Source organism: Micromonospora sp. IBHARD003, assembly GCF_056106285.1.
Window position 1 is genome coordinate 4,023,393 of sequence record NZ_JBWBBX010000001.1, and the last position, 21,303, is coordinate 4,044,695.

The 21,303-nt window shown below is 70.4% G+C and carries 18 protein-coding genes and 4 tRNA genes; 10 read left to right on the forward strand and 12 right to left on the reverse strand.

The genetic code is table 11. The features are described from left to right. Window positions 1-112: 112 nt before the first annotated feature. The 5 genes from ACTWOL_RS17850 to ACTWOL_RS17870 form a co-directional block, all read right to left on the reverse strand. Window positions 113-2,419, reverse strand: coding sequence for a DEAD/DEAH box helicase (locus ACTWOL_RS17850; RefSeq protein WP_474297731.1), 2,307 nt, complete (start codon window positions 2,417-2,419; stop codon window positions 113-115). A gap of 219 nt (window positions 2,420-2,638) precedes the next feature. Further along, window positions 2,639-3,256 (reverse strand): hypothetical protein, encoded by a 618-nt coding sequence (locus ACTWOL_RS17855; protein WP_474297732.1) that lies wholly within the window; start codon window positions 3,254-3,256, stop codon window positions 2,639-2,641. 106 nt (window positions 3,257-3,362) lie between these two features. Next, a complete protein-coding gene (gene crcB / locus ACTWOL_RS17860) occupies window positions 3,363-3,737 on the reverse strand; it encodes a fluoride efflux transporter CrcB (protein ID WP_474297733.1) in 375 nt (124 codons plus the stop codon). After that, a complete protein-coding gene (locus tag ACTWOL_RS17865; protein ID WP_474301185.1) occupies window positions 3,734-4,150 on the reverse strand; it encodes a fluoride efflux transporter FluC in 417 nt (138 codons plus the stop codon). The genes crcB and ACTWOL_RS17865 overlap by 4 nt, the downstream gene beginning before the upstream one ends. 86 nt (window positions 4,151-4,236) lie before the next feature. Continuing rightward, window positions 4,237-4,584 carry a metallopeptidase family protein gene (locus ACTWOL_RS17870; protein ID WP_474301186.1) on the reverse strand — a complete coding sequence of 116 codons (348 nt, stop codon included), beginning with the start codon at window positions 4,582-4,584 and terminating at the stop codon, window positions 4,237-4,239. 77 nt (window positions 4,585-4,661) lie between these two features. On the opposite strand from ACTWOL_RS17870, the gene ACTWOL_RS17875 reads away from it, so the two are divergent. The 5 genes from ACTWOL_RS17875 to ACTWOL_RS17895 all read left to right on the forward strand — a co-directional run bounded on the left by ACTWOL_RS17875 (window position 4,662) and on the right by ACTWOL_RS17895 (window position 7,551). Beyond that, the gene (locus ACTWOL_RS17875) at window positions 4,662-6,245 is read left to right on the forward strand and encodes a metallophosphoesterase family protein (RefSeq protein ID WP_474297734.1); all 1,584 of its coding nucleotides are present in this window, start codon (window positions 4,662-4,664) and stop codon (window positions 6,243-6,245) included. A gap of 80 nt (window positions 6,246-6,325) precedes the next feature. Further along, window positions 6,326-6,398 (forward strand) — tRNA-Glu (locus ACTWOL_RS17880). Between the two features lie 46 nt (window positions 6,399-6,444). After that, a tRNA-Asp gene (locus ACTWOL_RS17885) sits at window positions 6,445-6,519 on the forward strand. Between the two features lie 22 nt (window positions 6,520-6,541). Next, window positions 6,542-6,618 (forward strand) — tRNA-Phe (locus ACTWOL_RS17890). Between the two features lie 576 nt (window positions 6,619-7,194). Beyond that, window positions 7,195-7,551, forward strand: a complete 357-nt coding sequence (locus ACTWOL_RS17895; protein ID WP_474297735.1) for a hypothetical protein — start codon at window positions 7,195-7,197, stop codon at window positions 7,549-7,551. A gap of 52 nt (window positions 7,552-7,603) precedes the next feature. Here ACTWOL_RS17895 and ACTWOL_RS17900 read toward each other — a convergent pair whose 3' ends face one another. The 3 genes from ACTWOL_RS17900 to ACTWOL_RS17910 form a co-directional block, all read right to left on the reverse strand. Then, complete coding sequence (locus ACTWOL_RS17900) at window positions 7,604-8,431, reverse strand: cytochrome c biogenesis CcdA family protein (protein ID WP_474297736.1); 828 nt, start codon at window positions 8,429-8,431, stop codon at window positions 7,604-7,606. Beyond that, window positions 8,428-9,390, reverse strand: coding sequence for a DsbA family protein (locus ACTWOL_RS17905; protein WP_474297737.1), 963 nt, complete (start codon window positions 9,388-9,390; stop codon window positions 8,428-8,430). Before ACTWOL_RS17905 ends, ACTWOL_RS17900 begins: the two co-directional genes overlap by 4 nt. An 86-nt stretch (window positions 9,391-9,476) precedes the next feature. Then, the gene (locus tag ACTWOL_RS17910; RefSeq protein WP_474297738.1) at window positions 9,477-9,920 is read right to left on the reverse strand and encodes a hypothetical protein; all 444 of its coding nucleotides are present in this window, start codon (window positions 9,918-9,920) and stop codon (window positions 9,477-9,479) included. Window positions 9,921-10,167: 247 nt separating this feature from the next. Between ACTWOL_RS17910 and hrpA the strand changes: the two genes are divergently transcribed. The 3 genes from hrpA to ACTWOL_RS17925 all read left to right on the forward strand — a co-directional run bounded on the left by hrpA (window position 10,168) and on the right by ACTWOL_RS17925 (window position 14,777). Next, complete coding sequence (gene hrpA, locus ACTWOL_RS17915) at window positions 10,168-14,148, forward strand: ATP-dependent RNA helicase HrpA (RefSeq protein WP_474297739.1); 3,981 nt, start codon at window positions 10,168-10,170, stop codon at window positions 14,146-14,148. Window positions 14,149-14,239: 91 nt separating this feature from the next. Then, window positions 14,240-14,314: transfer RNA gene (locus ACTWOL_RS17920), tRNA-Asp, on the forward strand. Between the two features lie 118 nt (window positions 14,315-14,432). Further along, a complete protein-coding gene (locus ACTWOL_RS17925) occupies window positions 14,433-14,777 on the forward strand; it encodes a DUF6274 family protein (protein WP_474297740.1) in 345 nt (114 codons plus the stop codon). A gap of 398 nt (window positions 14,778-15,175) precedes the next feature. Here ACTWOL_RS17925 and bldC read toward each other — a convergent pair whose 3' ends face one another. Then, on the reverse strand, window positions 15,176-15,382 hold the full coding sequence (gene bldC, locus ACTWOL_RS17930; protein WP_003949541.1) for a developmental transcriptional regulator BldC: 207 nt from the start codon (window positions 15,380-15,382) through the stop codon (window positions 15,176-15,178). 491 nt (window positions 15,383-15,873) lie between these two features. Continuing rightward, window positions 15,874-16,719, reverse strand: coding sequence for a DUF8083 family protein (locus ACTWOL_RS17935; RefSeq protein WP_474297741.1), 846 nt, complete (start codon window positions 16,717-16,719; stop codon window positions 15,874-15,876). 228 nt (window positions 16,720-16,947) lie between these two features. Between ACTWOL_RS17935 and ACTWOL_RS17940 the strand changes: the two genes are divergently transcribed. Beyond that, window positions 16,948-18,006: a Leu/Phe/Val dehydrogenase gene (locus ACTWOL_RS17940; protein WP_474301187.1), complete on the forward strand. Its 1,059-nt coding sequence runs from the start codon at window positions 16,948-16,950 to the stop codon at window positions 18,004-18,006. Between the two features lie 279 nt (window positions 18,007-18,285). Beyond that, window positions 18,286-18,552 carry a DUF3073 domain-containing protein gene (locus ACTWOL_RS17945; RefSeq protein WP_474297742.1) on the forward strand — a complete coding sequence of 89 codons (267 nt, stop codon included), beginning with the start codon at window positions 18,286-18,288 and terminating at the stop codon, window positions 18,550-18,552. 54 nt (window positions 18,553-18,606) lie between these two features. Here ACTWOL_RS17945 and purM read toward each other — a convergent pair whose 3' ends face one another. Together purM and purF are read right to left on the reverse strand one after the other, a co-directional pair. Beyond that, window positions 18,607-19,686, reverse strand: coding sequence for a phosphoribosylformylglycinamidine cyclo-ligase (purM, locus tag ACTWOL_RS17950; RefSeq protein WP_474297743.1), 1,080 nt, complete (start codon window positions 19,684-19,686; stop codon window positions 18,607-18,609). 33 nt (window positions 19,687-19,719) lie between these two features. Continuing rightward, window positions 19,720-21,237: an amidophosphoribosyltransferase gene (gene purF / locus ACTWOL_RS17955; RefSeq protein ID WP_474297744.1), complete on the reverse strand. Its 1,518-nt coding sequence runs from the start codon at window positions 21,235-21,237 to the stop codon at window positions 19,720-19,722. Window positions 21,238-21,303: the final 66 nt, after the last annotated feature.

A 21,303-nucleotide genomic window follows, 5' to 3' on the forward strand; every position in this document is an offset into this window, starting at 1 on the left:
TACGCATCGGTAGGTCTTTTCGAACGGGTTCAGGTGGGCAACGGACGAACAAACAAGCGGGCCCGTACGGCACTTGATGTGCCGTACGGGCCCGCAGTCACTCAGTCAGTTCTCAGCCGTTGCGCTTCCAGCGCGGCTTGTCGTCACGGCGGCCGCCACCGAACGAGCCGGAGCCCGAGCCGCGGTGGTGGTCGTCACGGCGGCCCTGCGGGCGGTCGTGGCTGCCGGCCGAGCGGAAGCCACCACCCGAAGGACGGTCGTCGCGACGGTCGCGGTTGAACGGGCGGTCGCTGCCACCTCGGTGGTCGCGGCGCTCGAAGCCACGGTCGTTGTCGCGGCGCTGGAAGCCGCCCGAAGGACGGTCGTCACGACGGAAACCACCGCGGTCCCCGCGGTCGTTGTCACGACGCTCGAAAGAACGGCCACCACGATCGTCACGGCGGTCGTCACGACGGAAACCACCACGGTCGTTGTCACGACGCTCGAAAGAACGGCCACCACGATCGTCACGGCGGTCGTCACGACGGAAACCACCACGGTCGTTGTCACGACGCTCGAAAGAACGGCCACCACGATCGTCACGGCGGTCGTCACGACGGAAACCACCACGGTCGTTGTCACGACGCTCGAAAGAACGGCCACCACGATCGTCGCGACGGTCGTCACGACGGAAACCACCACGGTCCCCGCGGTCGTTGTCCCGGCGGAACCCGCCGCGGTCGTCGTCACGACGGTCACGGCGCTCGAAGTTGCCGCGGTCGTCACGGCGGTCACGGCGCTCGTACGAAGGACGCTCGTCGCGGGACTCACGGGAGTCGCGCTCCTCACGGGCCACCGGTCGCTGCTCCGGCACGGACACCTCGGCGACAACCTCGGCCTGCGCGGCCTCCGTCACCTCGGCGACCGCGGCCTCGGGGTCCTCGCCCCGCTCGCGCGCGGCACGGGCCACCAGGCGGTCGGCCTCCTCGCGCAGCTCGGCCGCGCGGCGCTGGACGCGCTCCAGCTCCTTGGTGAGGCTGGCGGCTTCGCGCTCGGCCTGCTTGGCGGCGTTGTTCGCGGACTCGGCCTGGACTTCGGTCAGCGAGCGGGCGCCGGTGATCTCGGCGACCTCGGGGTCGAACGCGCCGGCGCCACCGACGATGTGGCGCGAGGCGTCGACGCCCGCGTCCTCCATCAGCCGGAAGATCTGGCGGCGCTGGTGCGGAAGCGCCAGCGAGACGACCGTGCCCGACTGGCCCGCGCGGGCGGTGCGGCCGGAACGGTGCAGATAGTCCTTGTGGTCCCCGGCCGGGTCCACGTTCAGCACCAGGTCGATGCCGTCGACGTGGATACCGCGGGCGGCGACGTCGGTGGCGACGAGGACGCTGACGTAACCGTCCTTGAAGTCCGCCAGGGTGCGGGTACGCGCGCCCTGGGTCATACCGCCGTGCAGCGCGTCGGCGTGCACGCCCGCGTCCCGCAGCTGCTCGGCGACGCGGTCGGCGCCCAGCTGGGTGCGGACGAAGATGATGGTGCGGCCCTTGCGGGCGGCGATCGCCGCGGTGACCGGGGCCTTGTCCTTCGGCTTCACGACGAGCACGTGGTGCGACATGGTCGTCACGGCGCCCTGGGCGGCGTCGACCTCGTGGCTGACCGGGTTCACCAGGTAGCGCTTGACGAGCGTGTCGATCTCGTTCTCGAGCGTCGCGGAGAACAGCATCCGCTGGCCGCCGGTCGGGATCTGGTCGAGCAGCTCGGTGACCTCGGGCAGGAAGCCCAGGTCGGCCATCTGGTCGGCCTCGTCGAGGACGGCGACCTGGACCTGCTCCAGCGAGCAGGCACCGCGGTTGATGATGTCGCGCAGCCGGCCCGGGGTGGCGACGAGGATGTCGACGCCGCGCTCCAGGGCGTAGATCTGGTTGCCCATGGACGTGCCGCCGCAGACGACCTTCATCTTCAGGCCGAGGACGTCACCGTACGGCTGCAGCGCGTCGGCGACCTGCATGGCGAGCTCACGGGTCGGGGTGAGGATGACGCCGCGGGGCTTCTTCTTGTCGGTGTGGCCGCCGGCCAGCGTCGACAGAAGCGGGAGGCCGAAGGAGAGGGTCTTGCCGGAGCCGGTGCGGCCACGGCCCAGAATGTCCTTGCCGACCAGGGCGTCCGGGATGGTCGCGGCCTGGATCGGGAACGGGACGGTGACACCGTTCTGGGCGAGCTTGCGGACGACGCCCTCGGGCAGGCCCAGGTCGCCGAAGGTCACCTCGGGAGCACCGGCTTCCGCGGTGATGTCGGTGGTGTCGGTGGTGTCGGCGCCGGCGGTGCTGTCGACGCCCGTACCGTTCACGGCCTCGGTCGTGTCCCCGCTCTCGACACCGTTCTCGATGTCGTTCTCGATGTCGTTCTCGGGCAGGACGGCACGGTCAGTACTGGAAATGGACATGCGAAATGCGAAACCTTCCGGAGTCTCGGCACGCGCCCAAACTCCGTGATTCGCAATTCGACCGCCTCGATGCGGTCAGCCACGGCAAGGGAGAGTACGCGCCACACGCGGCGCGCTTCTGTGGTGGCGCCGGGCAAATGGGATCAAACGATCTACCACCATACGCACCTTCCCCCGCTCAAGGCAAACCAGGGGAATGCGGCGCTCGTCACACTCTCCTCACCACCGGTCCTGCTCGGGGCTCATCTGCGGCGACGCCTCCGGCTCCGCGAACGGCGCGTCCGACCACGCGTCGGAAGTCTCGCGCAGCGCGCCCAACTGCGTCTCGGGCGCCGGTGTCGCGGTCGGCGGTTCCGTCGGCTCTCCCGTCGGGCCGGGATCGGTATCGGGCGGAGTGGGCTCGGCGGGCGGAGTCGGCTCGGCGGGCGGATCCGTGGGCTCCGTGGGCGGATCCGGCTCGCCCGGCACGGACGTGGGACCCTGCGGCCCGGCGGGCTTCGGTACGGGCCCACCGCTCCCGCCGGCCGTCGGCGGCCGCACCGATGGTGCGGCGGACGGGCTCGGACCGGCGTCGGCCCCCGCGTCCTCGCCGCGCCTGCTTCCGGCAGCGCCGGAGTGCAGAGTGCCGCCCATGCCGCTGCGAGTGCGCCCGTCGGCGCCGCCCGGCGCGGCACCCCCGCCGTCCGGCTCTGCCGCCCCGCCGCGCTGCCGCGGCGACTCCGAGGACGCCGGCGCCCCGCCGCCCTCACCCACGCTTATGCAGCCGGCGGTGGACGCGGCCGCCAGGACGGTGGCGATCCATACGGCACAGCGGCCGGGAACGGACATCTGGCGCATGGGAGGCACCTCCGGGACACGGGACGCGGGCTTCACTGCCCAACTCCCTCTGCCCAACTCCCTTTGCCCCACAAGGGACACGCCTGCCACACGCCGCCGTCCGCAACTACCCGCCCAGCGCCCCCGTCAGACCCAGCCCCAGCACCACAGCGCCGAACCCCACCACCAGCGACGCGGACACGTACGCCGCGGCCAGCCGCACCGCACCCCGCTCGGCCAGCCGCAGCGTCTCGTAGGAGAAGGTCGAGTACGTCGTCAGCGCCCCGCAGAATCCGGTGCCGAGCAACGCGTACACGGCCGACGACTGCCCCTCGCCGACCGACACCCCGGCGACCACACCCAGCACCAGGCTTCCGACGACGTTCACCGTGAACGTCCCCAGCGGGAAATCCGAGCCGTACCGCGCCTGCATCGCACGGTCCGTCAGATACCGCAGCGGTGCGCCGGCGGCCGCGCCGAGCACCACGAGCAGCCAGTTCATCGCGGGCCCACCACCCGGCGGGTCACGGTCGCCGCCAGCCACACCGCGCCGAGCGCCGTGATCAGTGTGGTCGCGGCGTAGACGACGGCCGTGACCGGCCGCTGACGCTCCACCAGAGCCACCGTGTCGAGGGCGTAGGAGGAGAAGGTGGTGTAGCCCCCGAGCACCCCGACCCCCAGGAACGGCCTCGCCAGCGGCCGCGCGATCACCTTGCGCTCGGCGACCAGGACCATCAGCACGCCGATGAGCGCGCACCCCGACACATTGACGACGAGCGTCGTCCAGGGCGAAGGCCAGGCGAGCCACACCCCGTAGCGGGCACAGGCGCCGATGACCCCGCCGGCCGAAACCGCCGCGAGCACCTGCCACTTCCCGGCGCCGCCGGTCTCCGCGCGATGCGCGCGCAGATGCAGATCGACGTCCGGATCGACCGGCTCGCCGGACCCGCGCTCCGGACCGGGACCCGGAGCTGCCGGATCTGCCGGATCCGGTCGAGGGCTCACCCGTACCCCAGCGCGTGCAGTCGTTCGTCGTCGATGCCGAAGTGGTGGGCGATCTCGTGGACCACGGTGATCTCCGTTTCGGCCACGACCTCCTCCCGTGACTCGCACATCCGCAGGGTCGGACCCCGGTAGATCGTGATCCGGTCGGGCAGGACGCCCGCGTACCACTCTCCCCGGTCGGTCAGCGGGGTGCCCTCGTAGAGCCCGAGCAGCTCCGGGTCGTCGGCGGGCGGTTCGTCCTCGACGAACACCGCGACGTTGTCCATCAGCCGTGTCAGTTCCGGTGGAATCCGGTCCAGGGCCTCGGCGACCAGTTCCTCGAACTCCTCGCGCGTCATCTCCAGCACCTGGCCATTGTCACGCAGCGGGGATACCGGCGGCGCGCGGCATACCAGCCCCCACACATGGGCATACGGGACCAATGGCTCGCGCTCGTGAACGGCTCCACGCCTTCCGCACCGCCCTCGCGCGCACCTGCCGCTTCCGCCGCGACCCGCTGAACCGGCCGCGGCCGCAACAGCCGGCACCGGGCACCCGGGGGTTCCTGCGGGATGCCGCCGGCACCGGGCACCCGTACGCCCGGGCGCTCGGCCTGATCGCGGTCGTCCTGGTCGGCGCCTGGCTCGGGCTGCTGATCGTCGGGGCCGTCCGCGCACCCGTGGGACCGATGGACACCACGCTGACCCTGCGCCCGTCCCTCTCCGGCGGCACGAAGATCAATGTCTCGCCGCTGGGCGCCCTGGAGCTGGACTCCCATGTGGCACCCATCCGCCTCGACGTCGACGTCGACCGCCTCGACCCGGTCCGGTCCCAGGCCCTCGTCGAGCACCCCGAACGGCTCTCGGGCCTGCAGCAGGAGGTCACCGGGGACGTCATGGCCGGCACCCGCGACCTGGCGTGGCGCTCCTGCGTCGCGGTCGTCTCCGGTGCCACCGCCCTCGGCCTGGCGGTCTACCGGCGCCCGCGCCGGGCCCTCGCGGCCGGCGGTCTCGCGCTCGTGCTCCTCGCGGCATCCGGCATCAGCGCGTACGCCACCTGGAACCCGAAGTCGGTCCTCGAGCCGAAGTTCTCCGGTCTGCTGAGCAGCGCGCCGTCGGTCGTCGGCAACGCCCGCTCGATCGTCACCGAATTCGACGTGTACCAGAAGGAGTTGGCCCGGCTGGTGACCAACATCACCAAGCTGTACGACGCGACCTCCACGCTGCCCGTCTACCAGCCGGACCCGGCGACGATCCGCGTACTGCACGTCTCCGACGTCCATCTCAACCCGGCCGCGTGGCACATCATCGGCTCGCTCGTGGAGCAGTACCGGATCGACGTCATCATCGACTCGGGCGACACGATGGACCACGGCAGCGCCGCCGAGAACGCTTTTCTCGACCCGATCCCCGATCTCGGTGCGCCGTACGTCTGGGTCCGCGGCAATCACGACTCGCCCGCCACCCAGCGCTATCTCCAGGGCCTGAAGAACGTCCACGTCCTGGACGGCGGCGGCGCGGTCACCATCGCCGGACTGCGGGTGGCCGGGACGGGCGATCCGCAGTTCACACCCGACCGCTCGACGGCACCGGGCGGCGACCCCGCCGAGCGCATGGCCGGCATCCGCCTCGCCTCCGCCCTGCGCGACCAGCGCCGCGGGGGCACGCCGGTCGACATCGCGGTCGCCCACAACCCGGTCGCCGCCCGCGAGGCCGACGGCGAGGTCCCGCTCGCCCTGGCCGGACACGTCCACCACCGGGTGAACGAACTGCTGCCCCTCGGCACCCGGCTCAAGATCGAGGGGTCCACGGGCGGCGGCGGACTGCGCGCGGTCCAGAACGACGAGCCGGAGAAGGTACGCGCCTCGGTGCTCTACCTCGATCGCGGCACCCGGCGGCTGCAGGCGTGGGACGAGATCACCCTGGGGGGCCTGGGCCTCACGACGGCCGAGGTCAGCCGCCACCTGGCGACCGGCGTGGCCCCGGAATCCGGCCCCTCGGGACCCCCGCGGCCGCGGACCCCGTAAACCGTTTTGGCGATAGCTCTCCGCATCCCATATGCTTCTCACGTCCCCGACGCGCTGCGAAGCGCCCAGGCGGGCCTTTAGCCCTCATCGTCTAGTGGCCCAGGACGCCGCCCTTTCAAGGCGGTAGCACGGGTTCGAATCCCGTTGGGGGCACGCACAACCGTGTGCGAGACTTGGTCTCGCACAATGCATCACCTCTGGTCCTGTGGAGCAGTTTGGAGTGCTCGCCACCCTGTCAAGGTGGAGGCCGCGGGTTCAAATCCCGTCAGGACCGCTGCGGCTCGCAAGAGCCGCGTGGCTGGGTAGCTCAGTTGGTACGAGCGTCCGCCTGAAAAGCGGAAGGTCGCCGGTTCGACCCCGGCCCCAGCCACCACGCTGTACAGCGAAAACGCCCGCACCGAGATTTCTCGGAGCGGGCTTTTTGTTGTTCCTGCGCCCGCGCTATCGGCACGGCGAGGGCGGTCGCAGAACGGCGAGTTACGGCTGGCCTGGACCGCTGGCGAGCTGTGCCGCACGACCTCGTACAGAGCCCTCAACGTGAACTGTGCCGGGCTGCACAGCACTTCGAAGCACCACGACCACCACCCGTCGTGAAGTGCCGCGACGTACCCCGCGAGTGTCGCCCCGGCTTCCGGACCCACTGCCGATACAGTGCTGGCGATCCGCACCGGGCGCGCCCGCGACCGTGCGGTCCGCCCCGCCGACACCCCGGCCGCCCTGCGCCACGGCGTGTCATGCCCCGAGTCGCACGAACCGACCAGACCACCTCATCCATGCCCCTGCGCCACACCAGCCTCCTCGGACTCGCCCTCGCGCTGTCCGCCCAGGTGCCCGGTCCACGGCCGCCACCGCCGCCCCGGCCACCGTCCCCCTGGCGGCGGGAACCCTGTCCATCAGCGCGCCCGCGGCCGCCGATATCGGCGTCGCCACTCCGGGCGCGACGCTCAGAGTGCGCTTCACACCGGTCGAGGTCGTCGACGGGCGGGGACTCTCCTCCGCCACCTGGACCGCAAGCGTCACCTCCAACCACCTCACGGACCGGTCCAGCACGACGAGGCGGATCACCAGGAGCTCCGTGTCGTACTGGTCGGGGCCCGCGACCAGTACGACCGGCACCGGCACCTTCGTCCCCGGCCAGGCCACCCGGGCGCAGCAGGTGACCCTGGCCACCTCCCGCACCGCCTTCCAGCTCACCGGCGGCAAGGGGAACAACTCGGCCCGCTGGGAACCCACCGTGGTGATCAAGATTCCGACCGACACGCAGAGCGGCCGGTACGTCGGCAGCGTCACGCACTCGGTGGTGTGACACACCACCGCTCAATTCGCCGGTGCCGGCCCGCCCTGAGACCCCGCCGCCGTCATGCGCGGCTGCGGCGCCGCCACACCCGTACCGCCGTGACCATCGCCGCGGCTGCGACCACCAGGGCGAGCAGGGCCCAGTCCGGGACGGCCCTGCCGACGCCGGCGGCCCATTGCTCCAGGGCGTACGAGGCGTCCACCGGGAGCAGCCCCGGCAGCGCGGTCGTGCCGTCGAAGACGAGGAAGACGCTGCCCAGGGCGATGAAGAACAGCCCGGACAGGGCGGATGTCGTATGCAGCTCGAACCGGCCCCCGACACGGACGGTGCGACCGCGCAGCCATGTCCGCTCCCCCAGCCCGCCGCGCTCCCACAGCAGTGCGAGCACGAAGAGCGGGACGGCCATCCCGAGGGCGTAGACGGCGAGGAGCAGCGCCCCGTACGCCGGGCTGCCGCTCAGCGCCGCCACCGTGAGGACGCTCCCGAGGATCGGGCCCGCGCAGAAGCCGGCCAGACCGTAGACGAGGCCCAGGGCGTAGACGGACAGGGCCGTCGTGGGGCGGATACGTCCGCTGACCTCGGCGAGACGGCGGGAGGCGAAGCCCTTCCCCAGGATCTGGGCCACGCCGAGCGCGATGATCAGCCAGCCCCCGGCCGCGACCAGCAGTTCGCGGTGGCCGTAGAAGAACCGCCCGGCGAACGAACCGGCGGCTCCGAGCGGCACCAGTGTGGTCGCGAGACCCGCGTAGAAGATGCCGGTACGGGCCACGAGCCTGGTCGCGGTGTCGATCGAGTACGCGAAGAACGCGGGGAGGAGCAAGGCACTGCACGGGCTGAGCAGGGCGAGCAGGCCGCCGAGGAAGGCGGCGAGATAGCCGATGCCCGTCATCGGCCGGAGCCCTGCCCGAGGGTGGAGCTCTGCCCGGAGCCGGAGGCGGAGCCCTGCCCGAGGCCGGAGCTCTGCCCTGAGCCGGAGGCGGCGCGCGGAGCACCCGGGGCCGGCGAACCGGACGGACTCCCCGGCACACCGGGGCCACCCGGGCCGGACGGCTTCCCCGGAGCCGGGGACTCCACCGACGGGCTCGGCCCGTCCGGGCCCGCGGCCATGCCGGGATCGGCGGCCTTCAGTGCCGCCTCGATCACCTCCACGAACGCCCCCTCCGACTGCGCCCCGGCGATCGGGCGGCCGTTGACCAGGAACGACGGTGTGGACGTCGCACCCAGCCCGTAGCCCTCCTCCTGGTCCCTGGCCACCGCCTGCCGGGCCGCTTCGCCGTCCGCGTCGCTCGCGAAGCGGTCCAGGTCCTTCACACCGGCTTGGCGGGCGAGTTCCCGCAGCCGCTCCTTGCCGAACCCCTTGTCCTTGGCGTCCGCGGCGTAGGCGGCGTCGTGGAACTGCCAGAAGCGCCCCTGCCGTCCGGCCGCCCAGGAGGCGCGGGCCGCGCTCTCCGACTCCTCGCCGAAGATCGGGAAGTTGCGCCATTCGATGCGCAGGGTGCCGTCCTCGACGTACTTCTTCACCAGCACGGGCTGGGTGTCACGGGCGAACTTCCCGCAGTAGCCGCACTTGAAGTCGGCGTACTCGATCATCACGACGGGCGCGTCCGCACGGCCGAGGGCCAGCGGGTCGCCGGAGGCACGCCGGGCGAGCTTCTCCAGTTCGGGGTAGACCCCGGAGTCCGGCCCGGGGGAGGACTCCGCGACCTCGTCGGCGGCGGACGAGGACGAGTCGGGACGGGTGGCCGTGTAGGAGACGAGACCGAGCGTGACCGCAGCGGCGGCAACGCCGGCGCCGATCACGAACGGCTTCAGGGATGTACGGGCGGACCGGGACCGGGAATCGGGCATGACTGTGGTCTCTCCTGGACGCGAAGGGGATGGGGGCACGGGCGGTGGACCGTCGGAAGGGCCGGGGGCCCGAGGTCCTGTTCCCCCTAAACCCGCAGGACGGAGAGGTCGATGGGACGGAGCGCGGGCAACGGCGGAGGACCGGGATCCGGAAGTGTGTACGGCACGGCCGAGTGGAGAGCCCAGCAGCCCGGGACGGCGTGAGCGCTCGATGCCGCGGGCAGCAGTTCGTGCGCCGACGACCCGCGCGGCGGCACGGCGGGGCTCAGCCCGCCGTCGTCCCCGGGGCCCCGGTCACAACCGGGGGCCTTGTGCCCGGCCGGCTCCGGCCGGGCCTGAACCTGCCGGGCCACATCGGCCCGCGCCGTGTGGAGCCGCGCCGTGGGCGTGGTGGACCCGGCGCCCCCGGAGAACCCGTCACCGCTCCCCGCGCCACCGGTGCTCAGCAGCGCCGCGAGCAGCAGCGCCGCCAGCGCACCCGTGGCCGCGGGCACGCGGCACCACGACCACGGGCTGCGAAAGCGGGGCATGGGCGGGTCTCCTGCTGTCTGCTGTCTACGGCGGTCGGGACCTGCCGGTGCCGGCCGCTGTCCGGACAGGCGTCCGTCCGTGTCGGCCGTGTCCGGTACGTCCGGCTCGGTGTGATCGTCATCGTACGGGGCCGCACTCCACCCGCCCGGCAGCCGCCCGGACCCTCCCGTGACGCGCCGCACGAGCCCACGCCGGTCGGAAATGGGTTCGCCACTGCGCTCGCCCGGGTGCGATCCTGGAGCCCGTATGTCTACTTCCTTCGCCGATCTCCAGACCCAGCTGGCCGAGATCTCGCTGCGCGACGCGCACCGGCTCGGGCGGCGGCTCGAAGGCACCCGCCGTATCCGCAAGCCCGAAGCCCGGCAGGCCGTGCTGGACGAGATCGCGGCGGAGGCCGCCAAGGCCGCGGCCCGTACCGCCGAGCGCGCGGCACGGGTGCCCGGGGTCACCTACCCCGAGCAACTCCCGGTCAGTCAGAAGAAGGACCAGATCCTCGAGGCGATACGGGACCACCAGGTCGTGATCGTCGCGGGTGAGACCGGTTCCGGCAAGACCACCCAGATCCCCAAGATCTGTCTGGAGCTCGGCCGGGGCGTGCGCGGCATGATCGGGCACACCCAGCCCCGCCGGATCGCGGCCCGCACGGTCGCCGAGCGGGTCGCCGAGGAGTTGCGCACTCCGCTCGGCGAGGCGGTGGGCTGGAAGGTCCGGTTCACCGACCAGGTCGGCCAGGACACCTTCGTCAAGCTGATGACGGACGGCATCCTCCTCGCGGAGATCCAGACCGACCGTGAGCTGCGCGCCTACGACACGATCATCATCGACGAGGCCCACGAGCGCAGCCTCAACATCGACTTCCTGCTCGGATACCTGGCACAGCTGCTGCCGAAGCGGCCCGACCTCAAGGTCGTGATCACCTCCGCGACGATCGATCCCGAGCGGTTCTCGCGGCACTTCGGGGAGGCCCCGATCGTCGAGGTGAGCGGGCGCACGTACCCCGTCGAGGTGCGCTACCGCCCCCTCCTGGAAGAGGACTCCGACGAGTCCGACCGCGACCAGATCACCGCGATCTGCGACGCGGTCGACGAACTCCAGAAGGAGGGACCGGGCGACATCCTGGTCTTCCTCTCCGGGGAGCGGGAGATCCGCGACACCGCGGACGCCCTGAACAAGAAGAACCTCCGCCACACCGAGGTACTGCCGCTGTACGCCCGGCTCTCGCACGCCGAGCAGCACCGTGTCTTCCAGCAGCACACCGGCCGCCGCATCGTCCTCGCGACGAACGTCGCCGAGACGTCGCTGACGGTCCCCGGCATCAAGTACGTGATCGACCCGGGCACCGCCCGTATCTCCCGCTACAGCCACCGCACCAAGGTCCAGCGACTGCCCATCGAGGCCGTCAGCCAGGCCAGCGCCAACCAGCGCAAGGGCCGCTGCGGCCGTACGTCCGACGGCATCTGCATCCGGCTGTACACCGAGGACGACTTCCTGTCCCGGCCGGAGTTCACGGACGCGGAGATCCTCCGTACGAACCTGGCGTCCGTCATCCTCCAGATGACCGCGGCCGGGCTCGGCGACATCGAGAAGTTCCCCTTCATCGACCCTCCGGACCACCGCAACATCCGCGACGGTGTGCAACTGCTGCAGGAGCTGGGCGCGCTGGACGCGGCCCAGAAGTCCCCCCAGGAGGGGAAGAGGGGGCAGCGGCTCACGGAGATGGGCCGCAAGCTGGCGCAGCTGCCCGTCGACCCCCGGCTCGCCCGGATGGTCATCGAGGCCGACAAGAACGGCTGTGTCCGCGAGGTCATGGTCATCGCCGCCGCGCTGTCCATCCAGGATCCGCGCGAGCGGCCCTCCGACAAGCAGGCGCAGGCCGATCAGCAGCACGCCCGCTTCCGGGACGAGACGAGCGACTTCCTCGCCTTCCTCAACCTCTGGCGCTATGTCCGCGAGCAGCAGAAGGAGCGCGGCTCGTCCAGCTTCCGCCGGATGTGCAAGCAGGAGTACCTGAACTTCCTGCGCATCCGCGAATGGCAGGACATCTACGCCCAGCTGCGCGCGGTCGCCAAGCAGATGGGGATGCATCTCGAGGAGCCTCCGGCGGACGCTGCCGTCCCGGACCAGTCCGTCCATGTCTCGCTGCTCGCCGGTCTGCTGTCCCACATCGGGATGAAGGACGTCAAGGACACCCAGCGGGAGGGCGGGAAGAGTTCGGCGAAGAACGAGTACCTGGGCGCCCGCAACGCCAAGTTCGCCGTCTTCCCCGGCTCCGCCCTCTTCAAGAAGCCGCCGCGCTTCGTGATGTCCGCCGAGCTGGTCGAGACGTCCCGCCTGTGGGCCCGGGTCAACGCGAAGATCGAGCCCGAGTGGATCGAGCCGCTCGCCGGGCACCTGGTCAAGCGCACCTACAGCGAGCCGCACTGGGAGAAGGACCAGGCGGCGGTGATGGCGTACGAGAAGGTCACGCTGTACGGCGTGCCGATCGTCGCCCAGCGCAAGGTGAACTACGGCCGGATCGACCCCGGGACGAGCCGCGAGCTGTTCCTCCGCAACGCCCTGGTCGAGGGTGACTGGCGTACGCACCACAAGTTCTTCGCGGACAACCGCAAGCTGCTCACCGAGGTGGAGGAGCTGGAGCACCGGGCCCGTCGGCGCGACATCCTGGTCGACGACGAGACCCTGTTCGACTTCTACGACCGGCGGGTGCCCGAGCACGTGGTGTCCGGCGCCCACTTCGACTCCTGGTGGAAGCACAAGCGCCAGGAGCAGCCGGATCTGCTCGACTTCGAGCGCGAGATGCTCATCAACGAGAAGGCCGGGGCCGTCACCAAGGACGACTACCCGGACTCGTGGCGGCAGGGGCGGCTGAAGTTCCCGGTCACCTACCAGTTCGAGCCGGGTGCCGACGCAGACGGCGTGACCGTCCACATCCCGCTGCAGGTGCTCAACCAGGTCACGGACGAGGGCTTCGACTGGCAGATCCCGGGCCTGCGCGAGGAGGTCGTCATGGAGCTGATCCGCTCCCTGCCGAAGCCGATCCGCCGCCACTACGTGCCCGCGCCGAACTACGCGAAGGCCTTTCTGGAGCGTGCCGTCCCACTGCAGGAGCCGCTGCCGGCCACGCTCGCCCGCGAGCTGCAGCGCATGGTCGGGGTGCCGGTCACGGGTGACGACTTCGACCTCGGCAGGATCCCGGACCATCTGAGGATCACCTTCCGGGTCGTCGACGAGCGCCGCCGCAAGGTGGCCGAGGACAAGGACCTGGAGGCGCTGCGCCTGAGGCTGAAGCCCAAGGCGCGCCAGGCCCTGTCCGAGGCCGCCGCGGCCACCGCCGAGCGCTCGGGCGGCGAGGCGATCGAGCGCACGGGCCTGAAGGACTGGACGGTCGGCCCGCTCGCCCGCGTCTTCGAGACACGGCGCGCGGGCCATCCGGTCAAGGCGTACCCGGCCCTGGTCGACGCCGGTGAGAGCGTGTCCGTACGGCTCTTCGACACCGAGGCCGAGCAGACACAGGCGATGTGGCAGGGCACCCGTCGGCTGATCATGCTGAACATCCCGGTGAACCCGGCGAAGTTCGCCTCCGAGCGGTTGTCGAACCAGCAGAAGCTCGCTCTCTCGCGCAATCCGCACGGATCGATCCAGGCGCTCTTCGACGACTGCGCGACGGCCGCGGCGGACAAGCTGATCGCCGACCACGGCGGTCCGGTCTGGGACGGGGACGCGTTCCGCAAGCTGTTCGACGCGGTGCGCACGGACCTGGTGGACACGACGGTGCGGACCGTGGACCAGGTGGGGCAGATCCTGGCCGCCTGGCAGGCCTGTGAGCGGCGCCTCAAGGCGACGAACAGCCTGACCCTGATCAACAACCTCCAGGACGTGAGGGAGCAGCTGACGGGCCTCGTGCCCGCGGGCTTCGTGACGCGTACGGGGTTGAAGCGCCTGCCGGACCTGATGCGCTACCTGGTCGCGGTGGACCGCCGGCTGCAGCAGATGCCGACGTCCGTCCAGCGCGACACCACGCGTATGGGGAAGGTCCACGAGATGCAGGACGAGTACGCCTGGCTGCTGGAGCAGATGCCGAAGGGCCGGCCGGTACCGCAGGAGGTCCTGGACATCCGCTGGATGATCGAGGAGCTGCGGGTGAGCTACTTCGCGCACGCTCTGGGGACCGCGCAGCCCGTCTCCGACAAGCGCATCATCAAGGCGATCGACGCGGCTGCGCCGTGACGCGGCCGTCGCCATGAGTGAGTTCGACCGGACCCTCTGAGCTGCTGTAGAGTCTCACTCGCAGCCGACGGAGCAAAGGGCTGCGAAACCTGGTCCTGTGGAGCAGTTTGGAGTGCTCGCCACCCTGTCAAGGTGGAGGCCGCGGGTTCAAATCCCGTCAGGACCGCAGCAGTCGAAAGGCCCGCACCTTCTGGTGCGGGCCTTTCGGCGTATTGACGGCGCCACTTGCCACCGGTACCCAGACATGACAGGGGTACGGGGCCCCGGGACCGCGGAGGTGGCGCATGGCGGCATCCACAGCGAGGCACGAGACCCGGGCGATGCTGCGCGCCCATCTGGCGGCCGTCTCCGGCTATCGGCACCTCACCCGGCACTGTCCGGTGTGCCATCGGCTGCTGCGCCTCGCGATGGAGCCCACGGAGCCTCTGGAGCCCCTGGAGTGGGAGATGGAGGACATCGAGGGGAGTGCCGGGGCCGTGGATCCCGACGGCACCGCGGATCCCGACCGAAACGCGGGGTCCACCGGCACCGCGGATCCCGCCGGACACGCAGGTCCCGGAAGCGCACGGCCGAACGGGGCCGAAACCCTGCCCGACGAGGGTGACCAGGGCAACCCCCCGGCCATGTGACGGGAGTCACCGAACGAGTTTTCAGAATCGGTGAACTTACGCATCTCCTACAACGGGCCAATTTAATATGTGCAATTGCACGACTCTTCGAGTCGTCCCCCAACGCCCCCGGGAAAGCCGGTGACCCGCCCGGCCGGCCACACCTTTCGCCACCTTCGACGGGACGGACCCCCGCCTCCACCTCCGGCGGAAGGGGCCCTTCATGCCGCGCGGGCCGCGCCCTACCGGCTACTGCCGAGTACCGCCCACGCGGCCTTTCGGCCACAAAAAAGATCGCGCTGGACCCGGCGGAGTCCAGCGCGATCGACGACGAATCCTGTTGGGGCAGGCGCCCGCCGTGTCGAGCTCTGTTCGGGCTGCGGGATTGGGGGTCCCGGCTGTGCCCTGCTTTCGGCGTGTCAGGCCTCGCTGCGCTGCTGCGGAATACCCGCAAGCAGTGCGCGGACCTCTGCCTCGCGGTACCGGCGGTGTCCACCGAGCGTACGGATGGACGTGAGCTTGCCAGCCTTGGCCCAGCGCGTGACCGTCTTCGGGTCCACGCGGAACATCGTGGCAACCTCAGCCGGGGTCAGCAGCGGCTCGGCATCAGGGGTGCGAGCGGTCATGAGCGGCCTCCTCGGGAGAACCGAACCTTCTCGGTTCTTTCCTCTAAATTCTGCACCTTGACCCGCGTTGCCCGAAATGGCGGACGCGGGCCGAGTCGGTTATAGGACGAACGGCTTGTCCTCGGCACTACAACTACACCATCTGTCCAGCCACGTCGGCCAAACCGATGGAATTGCCCTCTCAGGTGTTCATCAGCGGCGGAAGCCGATGGACCATGGCATAACGGACAGTCACCTCACAGTGACGATCAGTCACAGAGCGATCAGGAGTCATCAGACCCCCCATAGCGTGCAATGCAGAGCAATCCACCTTTTTACGGATGGAAGGAACCCTCCCCGGACTCCTTGTCCTATTTTGGCACGAGGGTGGGCGAGGGACGCAAGGGACGACTTAGTGCTGTCCATCACGCTTGGCCCAAAGGCCCGGATCGGGGCCTACGTCCTGATCATGCTGTGTTGGGCTGCCGGAGCCGTCTGCCAGGAGCGCGCCGTCAGTTCGCGAACTGGAGGTCCCGGACCGCTCGCCACCGCTCGGTGAGCCGTCCGTACGCCGCACCGGCACCTTCGCCGTCCCCGTCCCGCAGTGCCGCGATCCCGTCGGCGACGTCCGCCGCCGAGCGGTCCTCGGCGAGCTGCTCCAGGGGCAGGGCGTGGACCAGGCCGCCGTAGTCCAGCTCGACCAGTGAGCGCGGATGGAACTCCTCCAGCCACCGGCCCACGTCCACCAGGCCCTCGGTGAGCGGACCCTCGTCGACGGACTCCCGCAGGGTCTTCAGCGCGCGCGCCAGCCGCCGCCGGGCCTGCACCATCGGCGTCCGGTAGCGCAGCACGGGCGGCTCCCCGGGCACCGTGCCCGGCCCGTACTCCCGCTCCTCGTCCGCGAACAGGGTGAACCAGCGCACCGGCACCTGCCACACCGCCGTCCTGATCCACGGCCGCGCGTCGGGGTGGCGGTCGCGCCACGCCTCGTAGTCCGCGGTCGCCTGCCCGCGCACCACCGGCGGCAGCACCGCGTCCAGCACGGGCGAGGGGAACAGCTCCGTCAGCTCCTTCAGGGCCAGCCAGCCGCGCAGCCGGGTGCGCCAGGGGCAGACGCACACCACCCCGTCCACCTCCGTGACGAAGGCGTCGCGGCTCTCGTGCACCGGCACCGGGACCGGCGGAGTGGGCAGCAAGTCGACCAGCGACCGACGCAGTTCGTCCTGCGCGGTGGGAGTGCGCCCACTACGGGCGTAACGTGCCCAGTGACCCCGCTCAGGCTCCGGGAACGCCGCCAGAGGCTCGTACACCCGCAGGTAAGAGGCGTACGGGACGATCACAGAGGTGACGGCCGGCATGTCGCAGATCCTTCCACGCTCGTACACGGGCGTACTCCGGGAGAGGGTGATCCTCGGCACTGGGTCGGATCTACGCACCCGTAGGACTTACTCTCTTGCCCAACCGGTCCCTCCCCACCCTTCCCCGGCCACAAGCACAGGAGGCGGGGGCGGGAAGGACCCACCACCGCCGCTTCGTACCTGGGAGTCACCACCGTGACCGATGTAACCGGCGCCCCTGTCGACGTACTGCACACCCTGTTCCAGTCGGACCAGGGGGGCCACGAGCAAGTCGTGCTGTGCCAGGACCGTGCCAGTGGCCTGAAGGCCGTCATCGCCATCCACTCGACCGCCCTGGGCCCCGCCCTCGGCGGCACGCGCTTCTACCCGTACGCCTCCGAGGAAGCGGCTGTCGCCGACGCGCTGAACCTCTCGCGCGGGATGTCGTACAAGAACGCCATGGCCGGCCTCGACCACGGTGGCGGCAAGGCAGTGATCATCGGTGACCCCGAGCGGATAAAGAGCGAGGAACTGCTGCTGGCCTACGGGCGCTTCGTCGCCTCGCTCGGTGGCCGCTACGTCACGGCGTGCGACGTCGGCACCTATGTCGCCGACATGGACGTCGTGGCCCGGGTGAACCAGTGGACCACCGGCCGCTCCCCCGAGAACGGCGGCGCCGGCGACTCGTCCGTCCTCACCGCCTACGGCGTCTTCCAGGGCATGCGGGCCTCCGCGCAGCACCAGTGGGGCGACCCGACCCTGCGCGGCCGCAAGGTCGGCGTCGCGGGCGTCGGCAAGGTCGGCCACTACCTCGTCGGGCATCTGCTGCAGGACGGTGCCGACGTCGTCGTCACCGATGTGCGCGACGAGTCGCTGCGCCGGATCACCGAGAAGTTCCCGCAGGTCACGGTCGTCAAGGACACCGACGCACTGATCCGCACCGAGGGCCTGGACATCTACGCCCCGTGTGCGCTCGGCGGCGCGCTGAACGACGAGACCGTGGCCGCGCTGACGGCGACGGTGGTGTGCGGCGCGGCCAACAACCAGCTCGCGCACCCCGGTGTCGAGAAGGATCTGGCCGACCGCCACATCCTCTACGCGCCCGACTACGTCGTGAACGCGGGCGGCGTGATCCAGGTCGCCGACGAGCTGCACGGCTTCGACTTCGACCGGTGCAAGGACAAGGCCGCGAAGATCTTCGACACCACGCTGGCAATATTCGCGCGCGCAAAGGAAGACGGCATTCCGCCGGCCGCTGCGGCCGACCGGATCGCCGAGCAGCGGATGGCTGAGGCGCGGCGCGCCTAGCGCCCCGGACGCGTTCACCGCCGGCCGGCGAGACAAGACTCACGCAGGTCGGCGGGTCGACCGCCAAGAACAGGTTAAAATCGCGGTTGACCAGCGAGGACGGGGCGCCTCGCCGGTTCTGCGAGGTGGCACGTCATGCGGGCGGCGTACCGTATGGCCGCGGAAGCAGGTACCGTTGAAGCTCTACGGACCGGTCTCTTTGAGGAGAGCCCGTTCCGAATCATGAACGCGTGTCAAGACTCTGGGGCCGTCGAGCCCCGTCACCGAGGGGGTCGAGCCATGGGGCGCGGCCGGGCCAAGGCCAAGCAGACGAAGGTCGCCCGCCAGCTGAAGTACAACAGCGGCGGGACTGACCTGTCGCGTCTGGCCAACGAGCTGGGCGCTTCGACTTCGAGTCCGATTTCGAGCCAGCCGCCGAACGGTGAGCCGTTCGAGGACGACGAGGACGACGACCCGTACGCCCGCTATGCGGAGCTGTACAACGAGGACGAGGGCGACGAGGACGAGGACGAGTCCGGTCCGTCATCCCAGCGCCGCGGCGCTTGACGCTCACACTGAAACCCGGTCCGGGGCTCGTCCCCGGACCGGGTTCTGTGCTGTTCAGCTCGCGTAGTCGTTCACCAGCGCGGCGCCGGAGGTGTGCTCACCACGCTCGGTGACCGTTCCCGCGACCCAGGCGTCGACACCGCGGTCGGCAAGGGTCGTCAGGGCCACGTCGACCGACTCCTCGGGGACGACGGCGATCATGCCGACTCCCATGTTGAGGGTCTTCTCCAGCTCCAGCCGCTCGACCTGGCCCGCGCTGCCGACCAGGTCGAAGACGGCGCCGGGCGCCCAGGTGGACCGGTCGACGACCGCGTGCAGACCGTCCGGGATCACCCGGGCGAGATTGGCCGCGAGTCCGCCGCCGGTGATGTGGCTGAAGGCGTGGACCTCGGCGGTACGGGTCAGCGCCAGGCAGTCCAGCGAGTAGATCTTGGTGGGCTCCAGCAGTTCCTCGCCGAGGGTGCGGCCGAACTCCGGGACCTCCCGGTCCAGGGACCAGCCGGCCTTGTCGAAGACCACGTGCCGGACCAGCGAGTACCCGTTCGAGTGAAGGCCCGAGGACGCCATGGCGATCAGCGCGTCCCCCGTACGGATGCGATCCGCGCCCAGCAGCCGGTCGGCCTCCACGACACCCGTGCCCGCGCCGGCGACGTCGAAGTCGTCCGGACCGAGCAGACCGGGGTGCTCGGCGGTCTCGCCGCCCACCAGCGCACAGCCGGCGAGGACACAGCCCTCGGCGATGCCCTTGACGATCGCGGCGACCCGCTCCGGGTGGACCTTGCCGACGCAGATGTAGTCCGTCATGAACAGCGGCTCGGCACCGCAGACGACGATGTCGTCCATGACCATGGCGACCAGGTCGTGGCCGATCGTGTCGTACACGCCCATCTGGCGCGCCAGGTCGACCTTCGTGCCGACGCCGTCGGTGGCGGAGGCGAGCAGCGGGCGCTCGTAGCGCTTGAGGGCCGAGGCGTCGAAGAGTCCGGCGAAGCCGCCGATGCCACCGAGCACCTCGGGGCGGCGGGTCTTCCTCACCCACTCCTTCATCAGCTCGACGGCGCGGTCACCCGCCTCGATGTCGACGCCTGCGCTTTTGTAGGAGGTCGTCGCGGAGGCACCAGCAGTCTCAGACATTGCCAAGGACTTTCGTGTCGTGGAACGGGGCCGTCAGGGGCGACGGAGCGCGTCGGCGGCGTCGGCTCCGCCCGCCAGCTCGGTCTCCAGCAGCTGCTTGCCGAGCAGCTCGGGGTCGGGCAGCGCCATCGGGTACTCGCCGTCGAAGCAGGCGCGGCACAGATTCGGCTTGGCGATGGTCGTCGCCTCGATCATGCCGTCGAGGGAGATGTACGCCAGGGAGTCGGCGCCGAGGGAGGCGCCGATCTCGTCGATGGTCATGCCGTTGGCGATGAGCTCGGCGCGCGTGGCGAAGTCGATACCGAAGAAGCAGGGCCACTTCACCGGCGGCGAGGAGATCCGCACATGGACCTCGGCGGCGCCCGCCTCGCGGAGCATCCGGACCAGCGCGCGCTGGGTGTTGCCGCGGACGATCGAGTCGTCGACGACCACCAGGCGCTTGCCCTTGATGACTTCCTTGAGGGGATTGAGCTTGAGGCGGATGCCGAGCTGGCGGATGGTCTGCGAGGGCTGGATGAAGGTCCGGCCGACGTAGGCGTTCTTGACGAGACCGGAGCCGTAGGGGATGCCGGAGGCCTCGGCGTACCCGACGGCCGCCGGAGTGCCGGACTCGGGCGTCGCTATGACCAGATCGGCCTCGGCAGGCGCTTCCTTGGCGAGGCGGCGACCCATCTCGACCCGGGACAGATAGACGTTGCGTCCCGCGATGTCGGTGTCGGGGCGAGCCAGGTAGACATACTCGAAGACACAGCCCTTGGGCTTCGCTTCTGCGAATCGCGAGGTGCGGACACCCTGCTCGTCGATCGCGATCATCTCGCCCGGCTCGATCTCGCGGACGAAGCTCGCACCGCAGATGTCGAGGGCCGCGCTCTCGGAGGCGACCACCCAGCCGCGCTCCAGCCGACCGAGGACCAGGGGGCGGATGCCCTGCGGGTCACGGGCGGCGTAGAGGGTGTGCTCGTCCATGAAGACGAGGGAGAAGGCGCCACGGACCTCGGGGAGGACCTTGGCGGCCGCCTCCTCGATGGTGAGCGGCTTGCCGTCGTCGTCGGTCTGCCCGGCGAGCAGAGCGGTGACGAGGTCGGTGTCGTTGGTGGCGGCTACCTGGGTGGCCCGGCCGTCCTTTCGGGGCAGGCCCGCGACCATCTCGGCGAGCTGCGCCGTGTTGACCAGGTTGCCGTTGTGGCCGAGCGCGATCGACCCGTGGGCGGTGGCCCGGAAGGTCGGCTGGGCGTTCTCCCACACGGAGGCCCCGGTGGTCGAGTAGCGGGCGTGACCGACCGCGATATGACCGCGCAGGGAGCCGAGAGAAGTCTCGTCGAAGACCTGGGAAACGAGGCCCATGTCCTTGAAGACGAGGATCTGGGAGCCATTGCTGACCGCGATACCCGCGGATTCCTGGCCCCGATGTTGAAGGGCATAGAGCCCGAAGTACGTGAGCTTGGCGACCTCTTCACCCGGAGCCCAGACACCGAAGACGCCGCAAGCGTCCTGGGGGCCCTTCTCACCGGGGAGCAGGTCGTGGTTGAGTCGTCCGTCACCACGTGGCACGGCACCGAGTGTAGGCGAGATCGACCACTGGTCCGAATTGGGTACGGGTCAAGATTGCGCCCTGCG